This is a genomic window from Gordonia asplenii (genome assembly GCF_012933505.1).
GTDB lineage: Bacteria > Actinomycetota > Actinomycetes > Mycobacteriales > Mycobacteriaceae > Gordonia > Gordonia asplenii.
Genome location: NZ_JABBNB010000040.1, coordinates 16,251 through 31,812, shown reverse-complemented (window position 1 = coordinate 31,812; position 15,562 = coordinate 16,251). Strand labels below are relative to the sequence as shown.

Here is a 15,562-nt window from a genome sequence, read left to right as displayed (position 1 = left end):
ATGCGTACCGAACTGACCGACCGCTTCGGCATCGACTACCCCATCTTCGGTTTCACGCCCAGCGAGGACGTCGCCGCGGCCATCAGCCGGGCGGGCGGGCTCGGTGTGCTGGGCTGCGTACGGTTCAACGAGGCCGAAGAACTCGACGCCGTGCTGGAGTGGATGCACGAGAACACCGACGGCAAACCGTTCGGCGTCGACATCGTGATGCCCGCGAAGATCCCGACCGAGGGTTCCCAAGTGGACCTCGACTCGATGATCCCGCCGGAGCACCGGGCGTTCGTCGAACGGACCCTCGACGAACTCGGCGTACCGAAACTGGCGGGGGAGGAACGCGTCAACGCGGGCGTGCTCGGCTGGCTGCACTCGGTGGCGCGCTCGCATGTCGACGTCGCGATGGAGCACGCGCGAAAGTACGGACAGATCAAGCTGATCGCCAATGCGCTCGGCTCGCCGCCCGCCGACGTCATCGACGTCTCGCACCGCAACGGTGTCGCCGTCGCCGCACTCGCGGGTGCGAAAGACCATGCGCTGCATCACGTCGAGGCCGGCGTCGACATCGTCATCGCTCAGGGCTACGAGGGCGGTGGACACACCGGTGAAGTGACGTCGATGATCTTGTGGCCCGAACTCGTCGACGCGGTCGGAGATTCGACGCCGGTACTCGCGGCGGGCGGCGTCGGCAGCGGTCGGCAGATGGCCGCTGCGATAGCCCTTGGCGCGCAAGGGGTCTGGATGGGCACCTACTGGCTGACAGCAGCGGAGTACAAACTCGGTGCGCACGGCGACGGGCCGTCGACCATCCAGCAGGCCCTGCTCGCGGCGACGTCGCGCGACACCGTCCGACGCCGCATCTACTCCGGCAAACCCGCTCGACTGCTCAAGACCAAGTGGACCGACGCCTGGGACGCTCCGGGGGCACCCGAACCGCTGCCCATGCCGCTGCAGAACCTGCTCGTCGCGCAGGCTCATGCGCGGATCTCGCAGGCCGACGACCCCGGCGTTGTTGCGATGCCGGCCGGGCAGATCGTCGGTCGACTCAATGCCATCACACCGGTCGAGGAACTGATCGCGGAGTTGGTCAGCGAATACAACGACGCGGTCGCGCGGCTCGGCAAGACCGTGTAGAAGCCCGCCGTCGCCGCCGTCGCCGGGTTACATTCGACCTCTCAGTCGGATCGAAGGGGGCGCGTCATGCGGGTGTCAGCGCGAGGTGGACAGTTGCGACGTCGATTGGCCACAGCAGTCGCGGGCGCGGTGCTGGTGGTGTCAATCGTGGCGCCGGGCGCGGCGGCAGCCCCACAGCGTGGGTCGGCCCCGGCCGGCAAATCGATGGGATACGTGAATCTCGGCGACAGCTACTCTGCGGCGTCGGGGGTGATGCCGCTTGCCGCCGGGGTCGCGCCGCTGTGCATGCAGTCAGCGCGCAATTACGCCAAGATCATCGCCGACCGATTCGGGTACCGGTATACCGATGTCAGCTGTGCGGGTGCGAGCACAAAAGGTTTCTTCAGCGCCCAATACCCCGGTGTGCCAAGGCAACTGGATGCGGTTCGGCAGGGTGCGGCGCTGGTGACAATCGCGGTCGGGGGCAACGACGGCGACGTTTTCGCCCCACTCGTCGTAGCGTGCACGTCGGCCGCGGTGACCAGGCCCGGTGCGTACTCGCCCTGCAAAGACGCCAACGGCAACAGCTTCGTGCAGCGGATCGAGACGCAGACCTACCCGCACCTGATCGCGGCGTTTCGTGCCGTTCGCGCGGCAGCCCCGCATGCGACGGTCGCGGCGCTGAACTATCCCTGGATCATGCCCGATCGCCCGGCGTCGTGCCCCGGATTCCCGGTGGCCCGCGGCGACATGCCGTATGTCCACGGAATTCAAGCCGCCTTGAACGACGCCGTCGAGCGTGCCGCGGAGCAGACCGGTGTGCGGCTGGTGGACGTGGCTTCCGCGTCTGTCGGACATGACGCGTGCGAGGCGGCCGGCATTCGATGGATCGAACCGCTTGCGCCGCAAGGTGATCCGACTCCGGTGCATCCGAATGAGCTCGGCGCGCTGCAGATGGCGCGGATCACCGCGCGTTCGCTCGGGCTCGCCCGACGGCCAAGTGATCTGCGCTGGGCGCTTAACACGCAGCGGTAGCAGGTCTTTCGAGTGCTTCGGTCCGGCTCGACACTGAACCGCATCGGGACTGTTCGGCGTCTATCCCGTCCCGACTGTGACTCAGACGACGCTGAAGTGTTCCGGGAGGGCTTCGCGTCCGGTCAGGGCGAGCAGAAGCCGTTCGGCCTTGCCGGTGTCGGCGGCGACATTCGCGGCGAGGTGGACCATCTCGACGATGGCGTCGGGAGGAATGTCGTGCGGGAGGTTCAGGGCTCGGCTCAGATCCAGGGAGTGGACGACGAGTTCGAGGACGCGTGTGCGGAGATACTCCGACAGCGGCATCGTCAATCCGAAGATCACCTCGATGCGCCGGCTCTCGGGTTGGTCGGCGAGTAATCGGGCCGCCTCGTCGACCTTGGTGGTGATCGAGGCGAGTGGATCGGCGCCGAGCGCCTCGCCGGCGGCGGCCGCGCGAGCGTCGATGGCGGCGGCATCGCCGCCCGGGCCCAAGGGACCGCCCGGAGCGGTCAGCGTCGTGTAGTAATCCTCGGCGGTAGGCGTGTTGATCTCGGCCGGCTCGCCGGTCGCCAGGTACCCGATCACGGTGTCGAAGGAACGGCCCGTATGCCCGACGAGCGTCCGCACCGACCAGGTGCCGAGGCCTTCGTCGTCCCAACAGTCGTCGGGGATCGCGGTCACCAGGGACCGAAAGGAGTGTGCACAGCGCAAGTAGGTCGACATGAGTCGATGCTAAGACGTGTCTCCCATTCCCGTTGCGGTCGTCGGCGGCCAACTGACCGCCCGGCTGCGTTGTCGTCGGTCACGATAGGTGCTGCTATCGCTCCCTCTTCCGCCTTGTCAGGTCGGCCGTCGACGAAACGCCCCGTCCTGCGCTCGCCCCGGCCGCGTTTGCAGTGCGGTCGTGCGCAGCGGGAAGAGGTTACGGTGGCGCGAATTCGGTTACCGCAGTGGAATTTTGGCTTCCGCAGTGCGATCGGACTAGTAGGTGTCGCACTCAAAGTTGACGTTGCGTTCCTCTGCCGGTTGAGCGAGCGAAGCGAGTCGAAACCCCGCCGGCCGGACATGACGAAACCCGTAGCGTCACGGTGTTTCGACTCGGCTTCGCCTCGGTCAACCAGCAGGACGCGGCGAAGCAGGGTGCGCGCAAGATATCAATACCATTAGGTACGACTATTCGCGCACCAAGAATTGCTGCGCTGCCGCAGCGCCGCTATCGCATCGATCCCGGAAAAGTAGACGCGTCACTCCCACTATTGCGCGACGCGCTGCAGATAGAAGAAGTACGGATCGGTCGATCCGCGCAGATCCATCGCTCCGAGCAAGGTGTTCGCGTCGAGCCACCGGAAGTGGTCGATGATCGGCTGATCGTCGTAAGACATTGCGGCACTTGCCTTCGCGGGCGCGTTGGGACCGGCGTGATATTCGACGACCCGCAGCCGAGCACGATGCCTGCGGGTACGCAGTGCCTTCATTGCCAGGCCGACGCCGGGGATGCGTCTCGGCAGTCGGCGGCCGATCTTCAGTAGCAGTCCGACCGGCATCACCTTCGGATTCACCGCATACAGCGAGCCCGGTTCGCCGAAGAGCAGCGGGTGGACGTGATCGGCGTCGTCGAATCGTTTGCCGTACCACCCGGACAGGCTCAAGGTTCCGTCCATCGGATGGCCGGTGGGTACCTCGCCGCCGTGCCAGGTGCGGCCGATGATGTCGTCGATCGCGACCGCGGGCAGCGAGTCGAAGAGCGCCGCGGCGTCGGCCGTCGACAACCCGATCCGCAATTGGTCGAGCGTGAGGTTCGTGGACATCGGGCGCCTCCTAGTTTGGAACAAAAATACCAATACGTTCCATCGATGACAACTTGGGTCCCGCTCAGGTTCGAGTGACTACCCTCGACAACGTGCATTTGTTCCTGCCCGCCGCGCTGGCCGTAGTGTCCGCGCTTCTGGTAGCGCTGGGTACCCTCGTCCGGCAACGGGCCTCGACGGAACGCGGTGGAATCACTCGCCGATGGTGGTTGGGCGTTCTGATCGCGGCGTTCGGATTCGGACTGCAGGCTGCGGCGCTGGGCTTGGGATCACTGTTGCTCGTTCAGCCGCTGATCGTGATGTCGGTGCTCTTCGCGCTCCCGTTGGAAGCACATCTCGACCATCGCCGCTTGACGGTGCACGAATGGAAATGGGGGATCACCCTCACGCTGTGCATCGCCGCATTCGTGCTGATCACCAGACCCAGTCCCGGGCAGCACCAGGCGAGCGCCGCAGTTCTCGCGGGCGTGATCGCGGTGTTGGTGGTGCTCCTCGGCGCGCTGGTCATCGCTACCCGATTCGTGTCGCTGCACTACCGTGCCCTGTTGTTCGGCGCGGCGTCGGGCGTTCTCACCGGCGTGCAGTCGTTCCTCGTCAAAGGTCTCATGGAACAGCTCGGTGAGGGGGTGCTCGAAATCTTCGTCCACCCCGAGATCTACCTCATCATCGTCGTGGCGTTCGGCTCGGTCGTCGCGCAGCAGATGGCGTTCGCGGCTCATGACCTACAGACATCGTTCCCCGCCATGACCGTGATGGAACCGGCGGTCGCCATGGTCCTCGGCGTGCTGCTCCTCGGTGAACGCGCCCAGGTCGGAGTGCTGGAGGGGATCGTCGTGGGGATGGTGCTGCTGCTCATGTTCTACGCGACCGTCGTACTCGCCAAGCATGCCGCTGAGCGCGAAGTGGAGTACGAGGAATCCGTCGAGCGCGTGACTGCAGGGTGATCGAGCGGGTGCGGTGACTCGGATATTTCTGCTCGTGGTCGTCGTTGATTGAGTGTGTCGGGGTCGTCTGGGGCGACGTGATAGCAGCTCATTGAGCGAGCGGGGTGAGTCGAAATCATCGCTGGCGCGGTTCGTGCGGTGGCTACGAGTGTCGGTGGAGTTTGGAGTTTGGGTATGCGAGGTTTCGACACGGGACTTCGCTAGCGCTTCGTCCCGGCTCAACCGGCGGGCGGGGCTTCGTCTCGGCTCAACCGGCGGGCGGGGCTTCGTCTCGGCTCGACCAGCGGACGCGCTTCGTCCCGGCTCAACCGGCGGACGTGTCGGGTAAATACCGCCCGTCCACTCGCACCCAGTCGGGCGGCGTCGGGTCTTGGCGCAGAACGCGTTTGATCGTCTTGAAGGTTGCCGTCTGCGGCAGCTCGCTCACCAGGCGCACTCGAGTCGGCCACTGTTTGGGGCCCAGGTCGGTTTGCGCCGACAGGAATTCGGCGAGCGATGCAGCGGTCAGGTCGGCGGCGACCAGCACTGCCCACAGGTCGTCGCCGATCTCGGCCGGCACTCCGTACACGGCCGCGAGCTCAATTGCCGGGTGGCGCACCAGGATCTGTTCGATGGGCGCGGTGCCGATGTTCTCGCCGTCGACGCGAGCCCAGTCGCCCGCGCGGCCGGCGAAGTGGATGAAGCCCTCCTCGTCGACCCAGCCGAGGTCACCGGTTCGGTAGACGCCGCCGCGGAGTCGCTCCGCAGTTGCGGCGTCGTCGCCGTAGTAGCCGTCGAAAAGCCCCGCCCCGCTGATGTTTACGATCTCGCCGACCTGCCCGGGCTGAACGGGGAGGTCGGTGTCGGGATCGACGATCCTGACACCGGTCGGTAGCGGACCGAGGGCCTGCGGCGGCGTGTCGGCGGTGCGGGTGATCGAGACACCGCCTTCCGTCGAACCGAAACCGTCGACGACGACGCAGTCGAAGCGCTGCGCGAACATTGCGCGGTCCTCGGCGGAGGCCTCATTGCCGTAGACGATCCGCAACGACGTCTCGCCATCGCCCGGCGCAGGCGGCACGGACAGGACGTAGTGGAGCGGCTTACCGACGTAGTTCGCATACGTCACCCGGTAGCGGTGTAGGTCGGCGATGAATCCGCGGGCGGAGAAAGTGCGGCGCAGCGCAATCGACGCTCCACCCGCGACCGCGACCGACCAACCGGCGATCGTCGCGTTGGAATGGAACATCGGCATCGACAGATAGACGACGTCGTCGGTTCCGATGCCGAAGCGGTCGGCCAGCATCATCCCGGCGCCGGCGAACTTACGCTGGCTGCAGCGGACCGCCTTCGGCTCGCCGCTGGTGCCCGACGTGAAAATCAGCATCAGCAAGTCGTCGGGAGAATGGTCGTCGATCACCACCGGGCTACCGGCGTGAGGCGCCAGCAGCTCGGCCCAGGCCGGTGTGTCGATGTTGAAAATCGTTGCAGAACAGTCGATTCCGTCCAGGAGCCGGACGGTGTCAGCGGACCCGACGACGATCTGGCAGTCGGCGACGGCGATGTCGCGGGCCAGTGCCGCGCCGCGTCGGGTGGTATTGAGCCCGACGAGCACGACGTCGGAGATCGCGGCGGCCGCCAGCAGATAACTGAACTCCGCCACATTGGGCAACAACACCCCGACGTGCGGCGGGCGGTCGGCGTCGAGAACCGTCCGCAGCGCGGCCAACCGTACCGCGGAGTGCGTCAAATGTGCGCGCCACGAAACGAATTCGTCCTGGAAGTACAGTCCCCGGTCGTCAACGTCGACCAGCGGTGCCAATAGGCCGCTGAGGGTCCGCGCGTCGGTGACCGAGTAGCCGGCGCGCATGTCAGGCCGGTTCGACGGCCAACGCCGCCCCGATGCGGGCGAGAGTCGCCGGCAACGAACCGAGGCTGTACTCATTGTGCTTGGCGCGCAAGAAGTATCGGTGCACCGGATGGCTGGTGTCCAGGCCGACGCCGCCGTGCACGTGGACGGCGGTATGCGAGACACGATGTCCCGCTTGCGCGGCCCAGAACTTCGCCGTCGACACTGCGACGCCGACCGGTGCGTCCGCATCGGTGTCGTTGGCCAGCAACCAGGCTGCTGCAACGGTGGTCAGCTTGAGTCCCTGCACGTCGATGTAGCCGTCGGCGAGGCGTTGTGCCACAGCCTGATTGGCGCCGATCGGCTTGCCGAACTGCTCTCGCTCGGCGGCATACGCCGCGGTGAGTTCCAACGCACGATCGAGTATTCCCGACTGTTCGGCGCACACCGCGAGTGCAGCCCGATCCAGCAGTGCCGCAACGGTTTCCGAACCGCCAGCCAGCACCGCATCGGCCGGTACGGCGACGTCGTCGAAATCGAGCTGGGCCGTCGGCAGCAGGCCGGTCGACGGCGTCGCGGTCATGCTCAGCCCCGTCGAGTCGGTCGGCACCAGCACGACGACGGCGCCGTCCGGGCCGGCCGCGGTGACCAGCACGGCGTCGGCGGACGAGGCGAAGGCGGCAATCACCTTGGTGCCGTTGAGCTTCCATCCGGTGCTGTCGCGGGTGAGGGTGGTCGCCGGACGGTCGGGGTCGTAACCGAGATCCTCGTCGACGGCGAGTGTGAGCACCGCGGATCCGGCGGCGGCACGTTCGAGCCACTCGGCGCGCAATGCTGTGCCGCCGTACGTCGCGAGGATCGGTATCGCCGCGATCGCGTGCTGGCCGAACGGGACCAAAGCCAGTGCACGACCGAGCTTTTCGGCGATCGTGACGGTGTCGACGACGCTGAGCCCGCCGCCGCCGGGAATCTTCTCCGGCAGTTCGAGGCCGAGCAGACCCGCTTGCGAGAGTTCGCGCCACAGGTCGACGTCGAGCCGGGCGCCCGCGGCCTCTAGCTCGGCGACCTTCTCCGGCGTCGACAGTTTCGCTGCGATGTCGGCGGCGAGTCCGGCTACTTCGGCCGTGGTCTCGTCGAGGGTGAAATCCATGGGGGTTGAATACCTTTCGAGAGAGAGTCAGCGACGCTGGTGCGGTTGACCGAGGGCGAGCATGGCGATGATGTCGCGCTGCACTTCGTTGGTTCCGCCGCCGAAGGTGAGGATGAGCGAGGACCGCTGGAAGCGCTCGAGTCGTCCGAGCAGGTGGGCCCCCGGGCTGTTCTGGCGAAGTGTTGCCGCCGGTCCGACGACCTGCATCAGCAGCCGGTATGCCTCGGGAGCGAACTCGGTGCCGTAAACCTTTGTGGCAGAAGCGTCCGCGGGGCTCGGGGCACCGCCCGACGACGCCGCCGAAGCGATCTTCCAGTTGACCAGTTTGAGGAATTCGACGCCGGCGTGCACCTGGGCGAGGTTCGACTGGACCCACGGTGCGTCGATGACGCGGGACCCGTCGGCCGTCTTGGTCGTCTGGGCCCACTGGATCGTCTCGCGCAGCGCGTGCTGGATGGGCGCCGCGCTGCACAGTGCGACGCGTTCGTTGTTGAGTTGATTGGTGACCAGGCCCCAACCCTTGCCCAACTCGCCGACCAGCGCTGTCGCGGGCACGCGGACATCCTGATAGTAGGTCGCACTGGTGTCGACGCCGGCCATCGTATGCACCGGCGTGTAGCTGAACCCCTCGGCCGTCGTCGGCACGATCAGCATCGAAATGCCCCGGTGCTTCTTGCCGTTCGGTTCCAGGCCGCTCTGGTCGGTGCGGCAGGCCAGCCAGACGTAGTCGGCGTAGGGGATCAGCGAGGTCCACATCTTCTGGCCGTTGATGACGAAATCGTCGCCGTCGCGTACCGCGCTCGTCCGCAGCGACGCGAGGTCGGTTCCGGCGCCGGGTTCGGAGTAGCCGATGGAGAAGTGCAGTTCGCCCGAAGCGATCTTCGGCAGGAAGAAGGCCTTCTGTTCCTCGGTGCCGAAGTGCATGATCGTCGGCGCGACCGAGTTGATGGTCAGGAACGGTACCGGCGCACCGGCGATGGCGGCTTCGTCGGTGAAGATCAGCTGATCCATCATCGATCGGTTCTGGCCGCCGTACTGTTCCGGCCAGCCCAGGGCCAGCCAGCCGTCGGCGCCCATCTGGGCCACGACGTCGCGGTAGGCGTTGCCTTCGCCGAGCTCACCCGACGTCGACGACAACGCGGCGCGACGCTGGGGTGTCATGAGTTCGGCGAAGTACGCGCGCAGCTCGCGCCGCAGCTCCGCTTGTTGGTCGGTGTAAGCGATGCGCATCAGAACTCTTCTCGCAATCGGGTGGTGTCGTCCTATATTCTGTAACACGTTCTAACCCGAAAGAGGCGACTGCGTCAACAGCCGTCGACGACTGCGAGGAGTGTGCGAGATGCGGATCAAGGCCGACTTCGACCTGTGTGAGTCCAATGCCATTTGCGTAGGCATGGCGCCGGACATTTTCGACCTGGATGACAACGACTACCTGGTCATTCTTCAAGAAGACATCCCCGCCGACCGGGTCGAGGAACTGCGTCAGGTGGTGGCCAGTTGCCCCAAGTCGGCCTTGTCGTTGGACGAGTGATCAAGATTCCTCGATCGGGCTGCCGATTTGACTCGAGCCGGTAGGATACTGAAACAGGTTCTAGTTTTGATCGTTTGATCGGTAGCGCATGGAGGATTGATCGCAGTGGGTGCTTCACTAGACGGCCGGATAGCGGTGGTCACCGGCGCGGGTGCCGGACTGGGCCGCGCGGAAGCCATCGGACTGGCCTCGGCGGGCGCGTCGGTCGTCGTCAACGACCTCGCCGGAGCACTGGCGGCCAGTGACGTCATCGACGTGATCACCGCGGCTGGCGGCACGGCGGTAGGCGTCGCGGGGGACATCTCGGCGTCGGAGACCGCGGCCGACATCATGCGCACGGCCACCGAGACGCTCGGCGGACTCGACATCGTCGTGAACAACGCGGGCGTGATCCGCGACAAGATTCTGTTCAACATGTCCGACGACGACTGGGATCTGGTCATCCGGATCCACCTGCGCGGACATTTTCTGCTCAATCGCGATGCGGGAGCCTACTGGCGTGCCCAGTCCAAGGCGGCCGGCGCGCCGGTCTACGGCCGCATCATCAACACGTCGTCGGAGGCCGGCCTCCTCGGTGGCGCCGGACAGCCCAATTACGCCGCGGCGAAAGCGGGGATCACCGCCTTGACGCTGTCGGCGTCGCGCGCGCTGGACCGTTTCGGGGTGCGATCCAACGCGATCTGCCCGCGGGCGCGCACCGCGATGACCGAGAACGTCTTCGGTGCGGCTCCGGAGGAGGGGATCGATCCGCTCTCGCCCGAGCACGTCGTCGAACTCGTCAAGTATCTGGCCGGGCCTGACTCGGACCGTGTCAACGGTCAGGTGTTCATCGTGTACGGTCCTAAGGTCACGTTGATGGCGGCACCGCAAGCAGCCCACGTGTTCTCCGCCGGCAGTGACGCCTGGGGTGCCGGGGAGCTCAATGGGTCACTCACCAGCTATTTTGCTGATCGTGATCCGGCAGTGTCGTTCTCTGCAAGTGCGCTGATGAACTAAGGCGTATGAAAGTTTCCGGCGTGGTAGGTTCGCGAGAGCCGCGGGGTAAGGAGTGCAGGTGATTCGCAAACTCGCGACGCCGTTTGCGGCGGCTGGTGACTTCGTGTCACTCGGGGTGGAGGCGTCGCGTGAGCTCTTCCGCCGCCCCTTCCAGTGGCGCGAGACAGTCGAACAGTCTTGGGCGATCGCGCGAGTGTCGATGGTGCCGACCCTGCTGGTCGCCATCCCGTTTACCGTGCTCGTCAGCTTCACACTGAACATCCTGCTGCGCGAAATCGGCGCGCAGGATCTGTCGGGAGCGGGCGCGGCGCTCGGCACGATCACTCAGATCGGGCCCATCGTGACGGTGCTGATCGTCGCCGGCGCGGGCGCCACGGCCATCTGCGCCGACCTCGGCGCACGAACGATTCGCGAAGAGATCGACGCACTCAAGGTACTCGGCATCAATCCGATTCACCGCCTGGTCGTTCCGCGCATCATCGCCTCGACCGGCGTGGCACTGTTGCTCAACAGCCTGGTCTGCACGATCGGCATCGGCGGCGGATTCGTGTTCTCGGTGTACCTGCAGGGCGTGAACCCGGGTGCATTCCTGGCGAACCTCACACTGTTGACCGGTTTCGGTGAACTCATGATCTCGATGGTCAAGGCGGCGCTCTTCGGCTTGTTCGCGGGGATGGTCGGTTGCTACCAGGGACTCAACGTCTCCGGCGGCGCAAAGGGTGTCGGCGACGCGGTCAACGAGACCGTCGTCTACTCCTTCATGGCATTGTTCGTGGTCAACGTCGTCGTGACGGCGGTCGGATTGAAAGCGACGGCGGGCTGACATGGTACTTCCGCTCACCACTCGCTTGCGCGGAGCGCGGGTCGCCGTGCGCGACGTCGGGCAGAACTGGAATCAGATCGGTGATCAGGCGCTGTTCTATTGGGACAGCATCATCTCGATCCCCAAGGCGCTGCGCCTGTACAAGAAGGAGACGCTGCGCCTGATCGCGGAGATCTCGATGGGCACCGGGGCGCTCGCGATGATCGGCGGCACCGTCGTCGTCGTCGGATTCCTCACCCTATTCACCGGCGGAACGATTGCCGTACAGGGGTACAACTCGCTGGCCAACATCGGCGTCGAGGCCCTGACCGGGTTCTTCTCCGCGTTCATCAACGTGCGTATCGCGGTCCCGGTGATCGCGGGTATCGCGCTCGCGGCGACGATCGGCGCGGGTGCGACCGCACAGCTCGGCGCGATGCGAGTCAGCGAAGAGATCGATGCGCTGGAAGTCATGGCGATCTCGTCGATCCCATATCTGGTCAGCACCCGCATCGTCGCGGGTTTGGTGGCGATCATTCCGTTGTACGCGTTGGCGTCGTTGGCGTCGTTCATCGCCAGCCGGTTCGCGACGGTGTTCCTCTACGGACAGTCGCCCGGCGTCTACGACCACTACTTCAATACGTTCCTGATTCCGTCGGACATCCTGTGGTCGTTCGTGCAGGCGATCTGCATGGCCGTCGCGGTGATGCTCATTCACACCTACTACGGCTTCAACGCGACTGGTGGTCCCGTGGGCGTGGGCGTCGCGGTCGGCAACGCGGTGCGCGCGTCGCTGGTGGTCGTCGTCGTGATCACCCTGCTGACCTCGTTGGCCATCTACGGCGCCGACGGCAAATTCAACCTGGCGGGCTGAGGAATGTCACGTAAACAGGAGCGCAGCAATCTTGTGCGCAAACTCGCCGCGTCGATCTTGATCGTGTCCATCGTCGCGCTGATCGTCGGCGCGAGCGTGCAGTTCGTCGGCGGATTCAAGTCCACCGAGGCGGTGACCGTGGTGGCACCGCGGGCCGGTCTGGTGATGAATCCGGAAGCCAAGGTCAAACTGCGCGGCGTCGAAGTGGGTCGCGTCAGTTCGATCACCGAACGCAACGGCCACGCGGTGCTCGTCCTCGACATCGCATCCGACCAGATGCGCATGATCCCGGCCAACGTGACCGCCGACATCAAATCGAACACGATCTTCGGTGCGAAGGCCGTCTACTTCGACATTCCCGCGAGTGGCGCGGTGGGCACCCTGCAGTCGGGTGCGGTGATCGACGCCGATCACGTCGTCGTCGAACTCAACACCGTCTATCAGCGACTCGTCACCGTGCTGGCCAAGCTACAGCCGGAAAAGCTCAACGCGACCATCGGTGCGCTGAACACCGCGCTCGACGGCAACGGCACCAACATCGGTACGGGGCTGGCCGGACTGTCGACGCTGCTGGGTAAGACCAACCCGCACCTGAGCGAGCTCAACGAATTGTTCGAGCAGGCCGCGACCACGACCAATGTCTACGCCGACGTCATGCCGAATCTGATGCGGACCGTGGACAACACGATCTTCCTGGGCAACACCCTGGTCGACAACACGTCCAACCTCGATGCGCTGCTGGTCAACGCCACCGGTATGGCCAACACCATCAACGGCATCCTCGCGCCGCAGAAGGCGCAGATCATCAAGATGCTCAGCAACCTCAACCCCACCGCGGCGCTGCTGGGCTACCAGTCGCCGGGGCTGAAATGCTTCATCACCGCGACTGCGGCCGCCGGTCAGATGGCCGCGCCGATCTTCGGTCTCAACGACGGACAGCTCAAACTCAACGCGGGCCTGTTGCCGGGCAAGGAACCGTACCGGTATCCGTACAACCTGCCCGTCGTCAACGCCGACGGCCCGCCGACGTGTGAAGGGGGCCTGAGCAATCCGCGCCCCAAGACCAAGGCGAACTTCTACGTGACCGACAACGCGCCGCAGCCCTACCAGCCGCGCACGACGCCGAAATTCAACTCCAAGAAGGTCTTTCAGTTGTTGTTTGGAGCACCGCCCCGTGGATAGCAGAGCACGCGCCTTTCGCGCGACCCTGATCAAACTGGGTGTCTTCGCCGTGACGATGCTGTTGGTGTTCGTCGCCCTCGTCGTCGTCTTCAGTCGCTATCGGCCCGGCAGCTCCAACGACTATTCGGCACTGTTCACCAGTGCGTCGTCGATGAAGTCCGGCGCGAAAGTCAAGATCGCCGGCGTCGACGTCGGCGCGGTGTCCGGCATCGAGCTGACCCAGTCGTCGGAGGCGAAAGTCGATTTCACCGTCGACGCCAAGTACCCGCTGCCGTCGAGTGTGCGGGCGCTGATCCGCTACGAGAACCTCACCGGTGACCGCTACCTGGAACTGCAGCGCGGCGTCGGCGACGTGAACTCGACGATCAGCCCCGGCGGCCAGATCCCGATCACGCAGACCGAACCCGCCCTCGACCTCGACAAACTGCTCGGCGGATTCAAACCGCTGTTCCGCACGCTGAACCCGAAGGAAGTCAACGAGCTCTCCGCGGCGCTGATCGAGGTCTTCCAGGGCCAGGGACCCGCCCTCACGCAGCTGCTGAACTCGACGTCGCAGTTCACCAACAGCCTCGCCGACCGCGATCAGCTGATCGGTGAGGTCATCGACAACCTCAATCAGACCCTCGGCACACTCGACGCGGACAAGAAGGGTTTCTCCGAAGACCTCGACCGGCTGCACCAGTTGGTCGACGGCCTCGCCGCGGACCGCACGACGATCGGGCAGTCGCTGTCGTCGACGTCGGCGCTGACCAACAATCTGGCCGACCTGCTCACCGATACCCGTCCGCAGCTCAAGCAGCTGGTCACCGACACCGGCTCGCTCGCCACCGAGATGAACCGCGGTGAGGGGTACGTCCGGCAGGTGCTGCCGCGGCTGCCCAATGACTTCAAGACGTTGTCGAACTTGGGTTCCTACGGTGCCTGGCTGCAGATCTGGCTGTGCCGGCAGCGGATCATCATGACCGGCCCGGGTAACACCCAGATCGTCTTCACGAGCCTCGACGCCACGAAGAACTCGCGGCCCGGAAACAGGTGCGACAACACATGAGCGTCCCATTCGGTGGTCTATTCAAGAACCGGCGCAGCCCGTCGGGCGAGGCCGACGCCGCTCGCGACGACAAGCGCGGCGGACGCAGCCGGACCGCGGCGGGCGTGATCGGTGTAGTCGTCATCGCGATGGTCGTCGTCGTGGCATTGCAGATGGACAAACTGCCCTACCTCTCGCCGATCAGTACCTACAGCGCGGACTTCGACGACGCGGGCGGCCTGGTCACCGGTGACCTCGTCGTGGTGTCCGGCGTCAACGTCGGGACCGTCGAGAAGATCGCCCTGGCCTCGACCGACCGGGGAACCAAGGCGCGCGTCAGTTTCCGCATCCAGGATTCGGTGCTGCTCGGCCTCGACACGCAGGCCGCGATCAAGACCGAGACGGTCCTGGGCCGTCGAAACCTGACGCTGATCCCGCACGGCCCCGAGCGCATCAAGCCGGGTGGTTCGATTCCCAACGAGAACACCGTCTCGCCGTATTCGCTGTCCGACGCTCTCGAAGGCGCCACCGACACGCTGGCGCAGACCGACGTCGACCAGCTCAACAAGGCGATCTCGACGATGACGCAGGCTTTCTCGGATACGCCGTCGTCGGTGCGCGGTGCGGTGGACGGCGTCTCGAAACTGTCGAAGGCGATCGCCGACCGTGACAACTCTTTGCGCGAACTGCTCGGCAAGGCCAACCGCGTGTCGAAGATTCTCGGCGATCGCAATCAGCAGGTCAACGACCTGCTGCTGGACGCGAACTCGCTGCTCGGTGAACTGCAGACGCGCCGGCAGGCGATCGGGCTGCTGATCACCGGCACCCGCGACGTGACCGCGCAGATCAGCGGCTTCATCAACGACAACAACGCGCAGCTCAAACCGGTGCTGTTGAAGCTCGACCGAGTGCTCAACGTCCTCAACGACAATCAGAAGGTGCTCGGCGAGGCGATCGACCAACTCGGGCCGTACGCGAACACCCTCGGTGAGGCGGTGGCGTCGGGACCGTACTTCTCGTCGCTGGTCGGTATCCCGACCTTCGGCGACTACACCGCGGTGTTCATGAAGATCCTGCGGCAGAAGTACCCGGAGATCTGGCAGGCCTACAGCTACACCAACTCGCTCGACCCGGGCAACTGGACGCTGGCGCCCGGTTACGACCCCAACAAGCCGCGTACGACGCCGACCATCCCGTATCCGACGGCCGGCCCGCCGCAGACGACCAAGCCGCGGACCTCGTATCCGCCGCTGACCGAATCACCGACAACCACGACCAAGCCGCGAACAGGAGGGTGAC

Annotated in this window: 15 protein-coding genes; 10 read left to right on the top strand and 5 right to left on the bottom strand. The window is 65.4% G+C overall.

Annotation, left to right across the window (positions count from 1 at the left end; genetic code table 11):
• Complete coding sequence (locus tag HH308_RS26330) at positions 1 to 1,128, top strand: NAD(P)H-dependent flavin oxidoreductase (protein ID WP_170197248.1); 1,128 nt, start codon at positions 1 to 3, stop codon at positions 1,126 to 1,128.
• Between the two features lie 66 nt (positions 1,129 to 1,194).
• Positions 1,195 to 2,142, top strand: coding sequence for an SGNH/GDSL hydrolase family protein (locus HH308_RS26325; RefSeq protein ID WP_170197247.1), 948 nt, complete (start codon positions 1,195 to 1,197; stop codon positions 2,140 to 2,142).
• Positions 2,143 to 2,223: 81 nt separating this feature from the next.
• Here the strand turns inward: HH308_RS26325 and HH308_RS26320 are convergent, their stop codons facing one another.
• Positions 2,224 to 2,844 (bottom strand): maleylpyruvate isomerase family mycothiol-dependent enzyme, encoded by a 621-nt coding sequence (locus HH308_RS26320; protein ID WP_170197246.1) that lies wholly within the window; start codon positions 2,842 to 2,844, stop codon positions 2,224 to 2,226.
• 530 nt (positions 2,845 to 3,374) lie between these two features.
• Positions 3,375 to 3,929 (bottom strand): GXWXG domain-containing protein, encoded by a 555-nt coding sequence (locus HH308_RS26315; protein ID WP_170197245.1) that lies wholly within the window; start codon positions 3,927 to 3,929, stop codon positions 3,375 to 3,377.
• Between the two features lie 92 nt (positions 3,930 to 4,021).
• On the opposite strand from HH308_RS26315, the gene HH308_RS26310 reads away from it, so the two are divergent.
• Positions 4,022 to 4,873 (top strand): DMT family transporter, encoded by an 852-nt coding sequence (locus HH308_RS26310; RefSeq protein WP_170197276.1) that lies wholly within the window; start codon positions 4,022 to 4,024, stop codon positions 4,871 to 4,873.
• Positions 4,874 to 5,177: 304 nt separating this feature from the next.
• On the opposite strand, the gene HH308_RS26305 is transcribed toward HH308_RS26310, so the two are convergent.
• The 3 genes from HH308_RS26305 to HH308_RS26295 are packed head-to-tail and all read right to left on the bottom strand — an operon-like array spanning position 5,178 to position 9,081.
• Positions 5,178 to 6,722 (bottom strand): AMP-binding protein, encoded by a 1,545-nt coding sequence (locus HH308_RS26305; RefSeq protein WP_170197244.1) that lies wholly within the window; start codon positions 6,720 to 6,722, stop codon positions 5,178 to 5,180.
• 1 nt (position 6,723) lies between these two features.
• Positions 6,724 to 7,851, bottom strand: coding sequence for an acyl-CoA dehydrogenase family protein (locus HH308_RS26300; protein ID WP_170197243.1), 1,128 nt, complete (start codon positions 7,849 to 7,851; stop codon positions 6,724 to 6,726).
• 27 nt (positions 7,852 to 7,878) lie between these two features.
• Positions 7,879 to 9,081 (bottom strand): acyl-CoA dehydrogenase family protein, encoded by a 1,203-nt coding sequence (locus HH308_RS26295; protein WP_170197242.1) that lies wholly within the window; start codon positions 9,079 to 9,081, stop codon positions 7,879 to 7,881.
• Positions 9,082 to 9,190: 109 nt separating this feature from the next.
• Here HH308_RS26295 and HH308_RS26290 point away from each other — a divergent pair, with 109 nt between their 5' ends.
• The 7 genes from HH308_RS26290 (at position 9,191) to HH308_RS26260 (ending at position 15,561) form a co-directional block, all read left to right on the top strand.
• Positions 9,191 to 9,382 (top strand): ferredoxin, encoded by a 192-nt coding sequence (locus HH308_RS26290; protein ID WP_170197241.1) that lies wholly within the window; start codon positions 9,191 to 9,193, stop codon positions 9,380 to 9,382.
• 105 nt (positions 9,383 to 9,487) lie between these two features.
• Positions 9,488 to 10,378, top strand: a complete 891-nt coding sequence (locus HH308_RS26285; RefSeq protein WP_170197240.1) for a 3-oxoacyl-ACP reductase — start codon at positions 9,488 to 9,490, stop codon at positions 10,376 to 10,378.
• 58 nt (positions 10,379 to 10,436) lie between these two features.
• A complete protein-coding gene (locus HH308_RS26280; protein ID WP_170197239.1) occupies positions 10,437 to 11,201 on the top strand; it encodes an MlaE family ABC transporter permease in 765 nt (254 codons plus the stop codon).
• 1 nt (position 11,202) lies between these two features.
• Positions 11,203 to 12,054, top strand: a complete 852-nt coding sequence (locus tag HH308_RS26275) for an MlaE family ABC transporter permease (RefSeq protein WP_170197238.1) — start codon at positions 11,203 to 11,205, stop codon at positions 12,052 to 12,054.
• A 3-nt stretch (positions 12,055 to 12,057) separates the two neighbouring features.
• On the top strand, positions 12,058 to 13,236 hold the full coding sequence (locus HH308_RS26270; protein ID WP_211188872.1) for an MCE family protein: 1,179 nt from the start codon (positions 12,058 to 12,060) through the stop codon (positions 13,234 to 13,236).
• The gene (locus tag HH308_RS26265) at positions 13,229 to 14,284 is read left to right on the top strand and encodes an MCE family protein (RefSeq protein ID WP_170197237.1); all 1,056 of its coding nucleotides are present in this window, start codon (positions 13,229 to 13,231) and stop codon (positions 14,282 to 14,284) included. Before HH308_RS26270 ends, HH308_RS26265 begins: the two co-directional genes overlap by 8 nt.
• Positions 14,281 to 15,561, top strand: coding sequence for an MCE family protein (locus HH308_RS26260; RefSeq protein WP_170197236.1), 1,281 nt, complete (start codon positions 14,281 to 14,283; stop codon positions 15,559 to 15,561). The genes HH308_RS26265 and HH308_RS26260 overlap by 4 nt, the downstream gene beginning before the upstream one ends.
• Position 15,562 lies beyond the last annotated feature (1 nt).

Bases quoted from the DNA above. Each gene is read 5' to 3' on its own strand.
- HH308_RS26330 (WP_170197248.1), top strand. From the start codon at position 1: ATGCGTACCGAACTGACCGACCGCTTCGGCATCGACTACCCCATCTTC.
- HH308_RS26325 (WP_170197247.1), top strand. From the start codon at position 1,195: ATGCGGGTGTCAGCGCGAGGTGGACAGTTGCGACGTCGATTGGCCACA.
- HH308_RS26320 (WP_170197246.1), bottom strand. From the start codon at position 2,844: ATGTCGACCTACTTGCGCTGTGCACACTCCTTTCGGTCCCTGGTGACC.
- HH308_RS26315 (WP_170197245.1), bottom strand. From the start codon at position 3,929: ATGTCCACGAACCTCACGCTCGACCAATTGCGGATCGGGTTGTCGACG.
- HH308_RS26305 (WP_170197244.1), bottom strand. From the start codon at position 6,722: ATGCGCGCCGGCTACTCGGTCACCGACGCGCGGACCCTCAGCGGCCTA.
- HH308_RS26300 (WP_170197243.1), bottom strand. From the start codon at position 7,851: ATGGATTTCACCCTCGACGAGACCACGGCCGAAGTAGCCGGACTCGCC.
- HH308_RS26295 (WP_170197242.1), bottom strand. From the start codon at position 9,081: ATGCGCATCGCTTACACCGACCAACAAGCGGAGCTGCGGCGCGAGCTG.
- HH308_RS26290 (WP_170197241.1), top strand. From the start codon at position 9,191: ATGCGGATCAAGGCCGACTTCGACCTGTGTGAGTCCAATGCCATTTGC.
- HH308_RS26275 (WP_170197238.1), top strand. From the start codon at position 11,203: ATGGTACTTCCGCTCACCACTCGCTTGCGCGGAGCGCGGGTCGCCGTG.
- HH308_RS26270 (WP_211188872.1), top strand. From the start codon at position 12,058: ATGTCACGTAAACAGGAGCGCAGCAATCTTGTGCGCAAACTCGCCGCG.
- HH308_RS26260 (WP_170197236.1), top strand. From the start codon at position 14,281: ATGAGCGTCCCATTCGGTGGTCTATTCAAGAACCGGCGCAGCCCGTCG.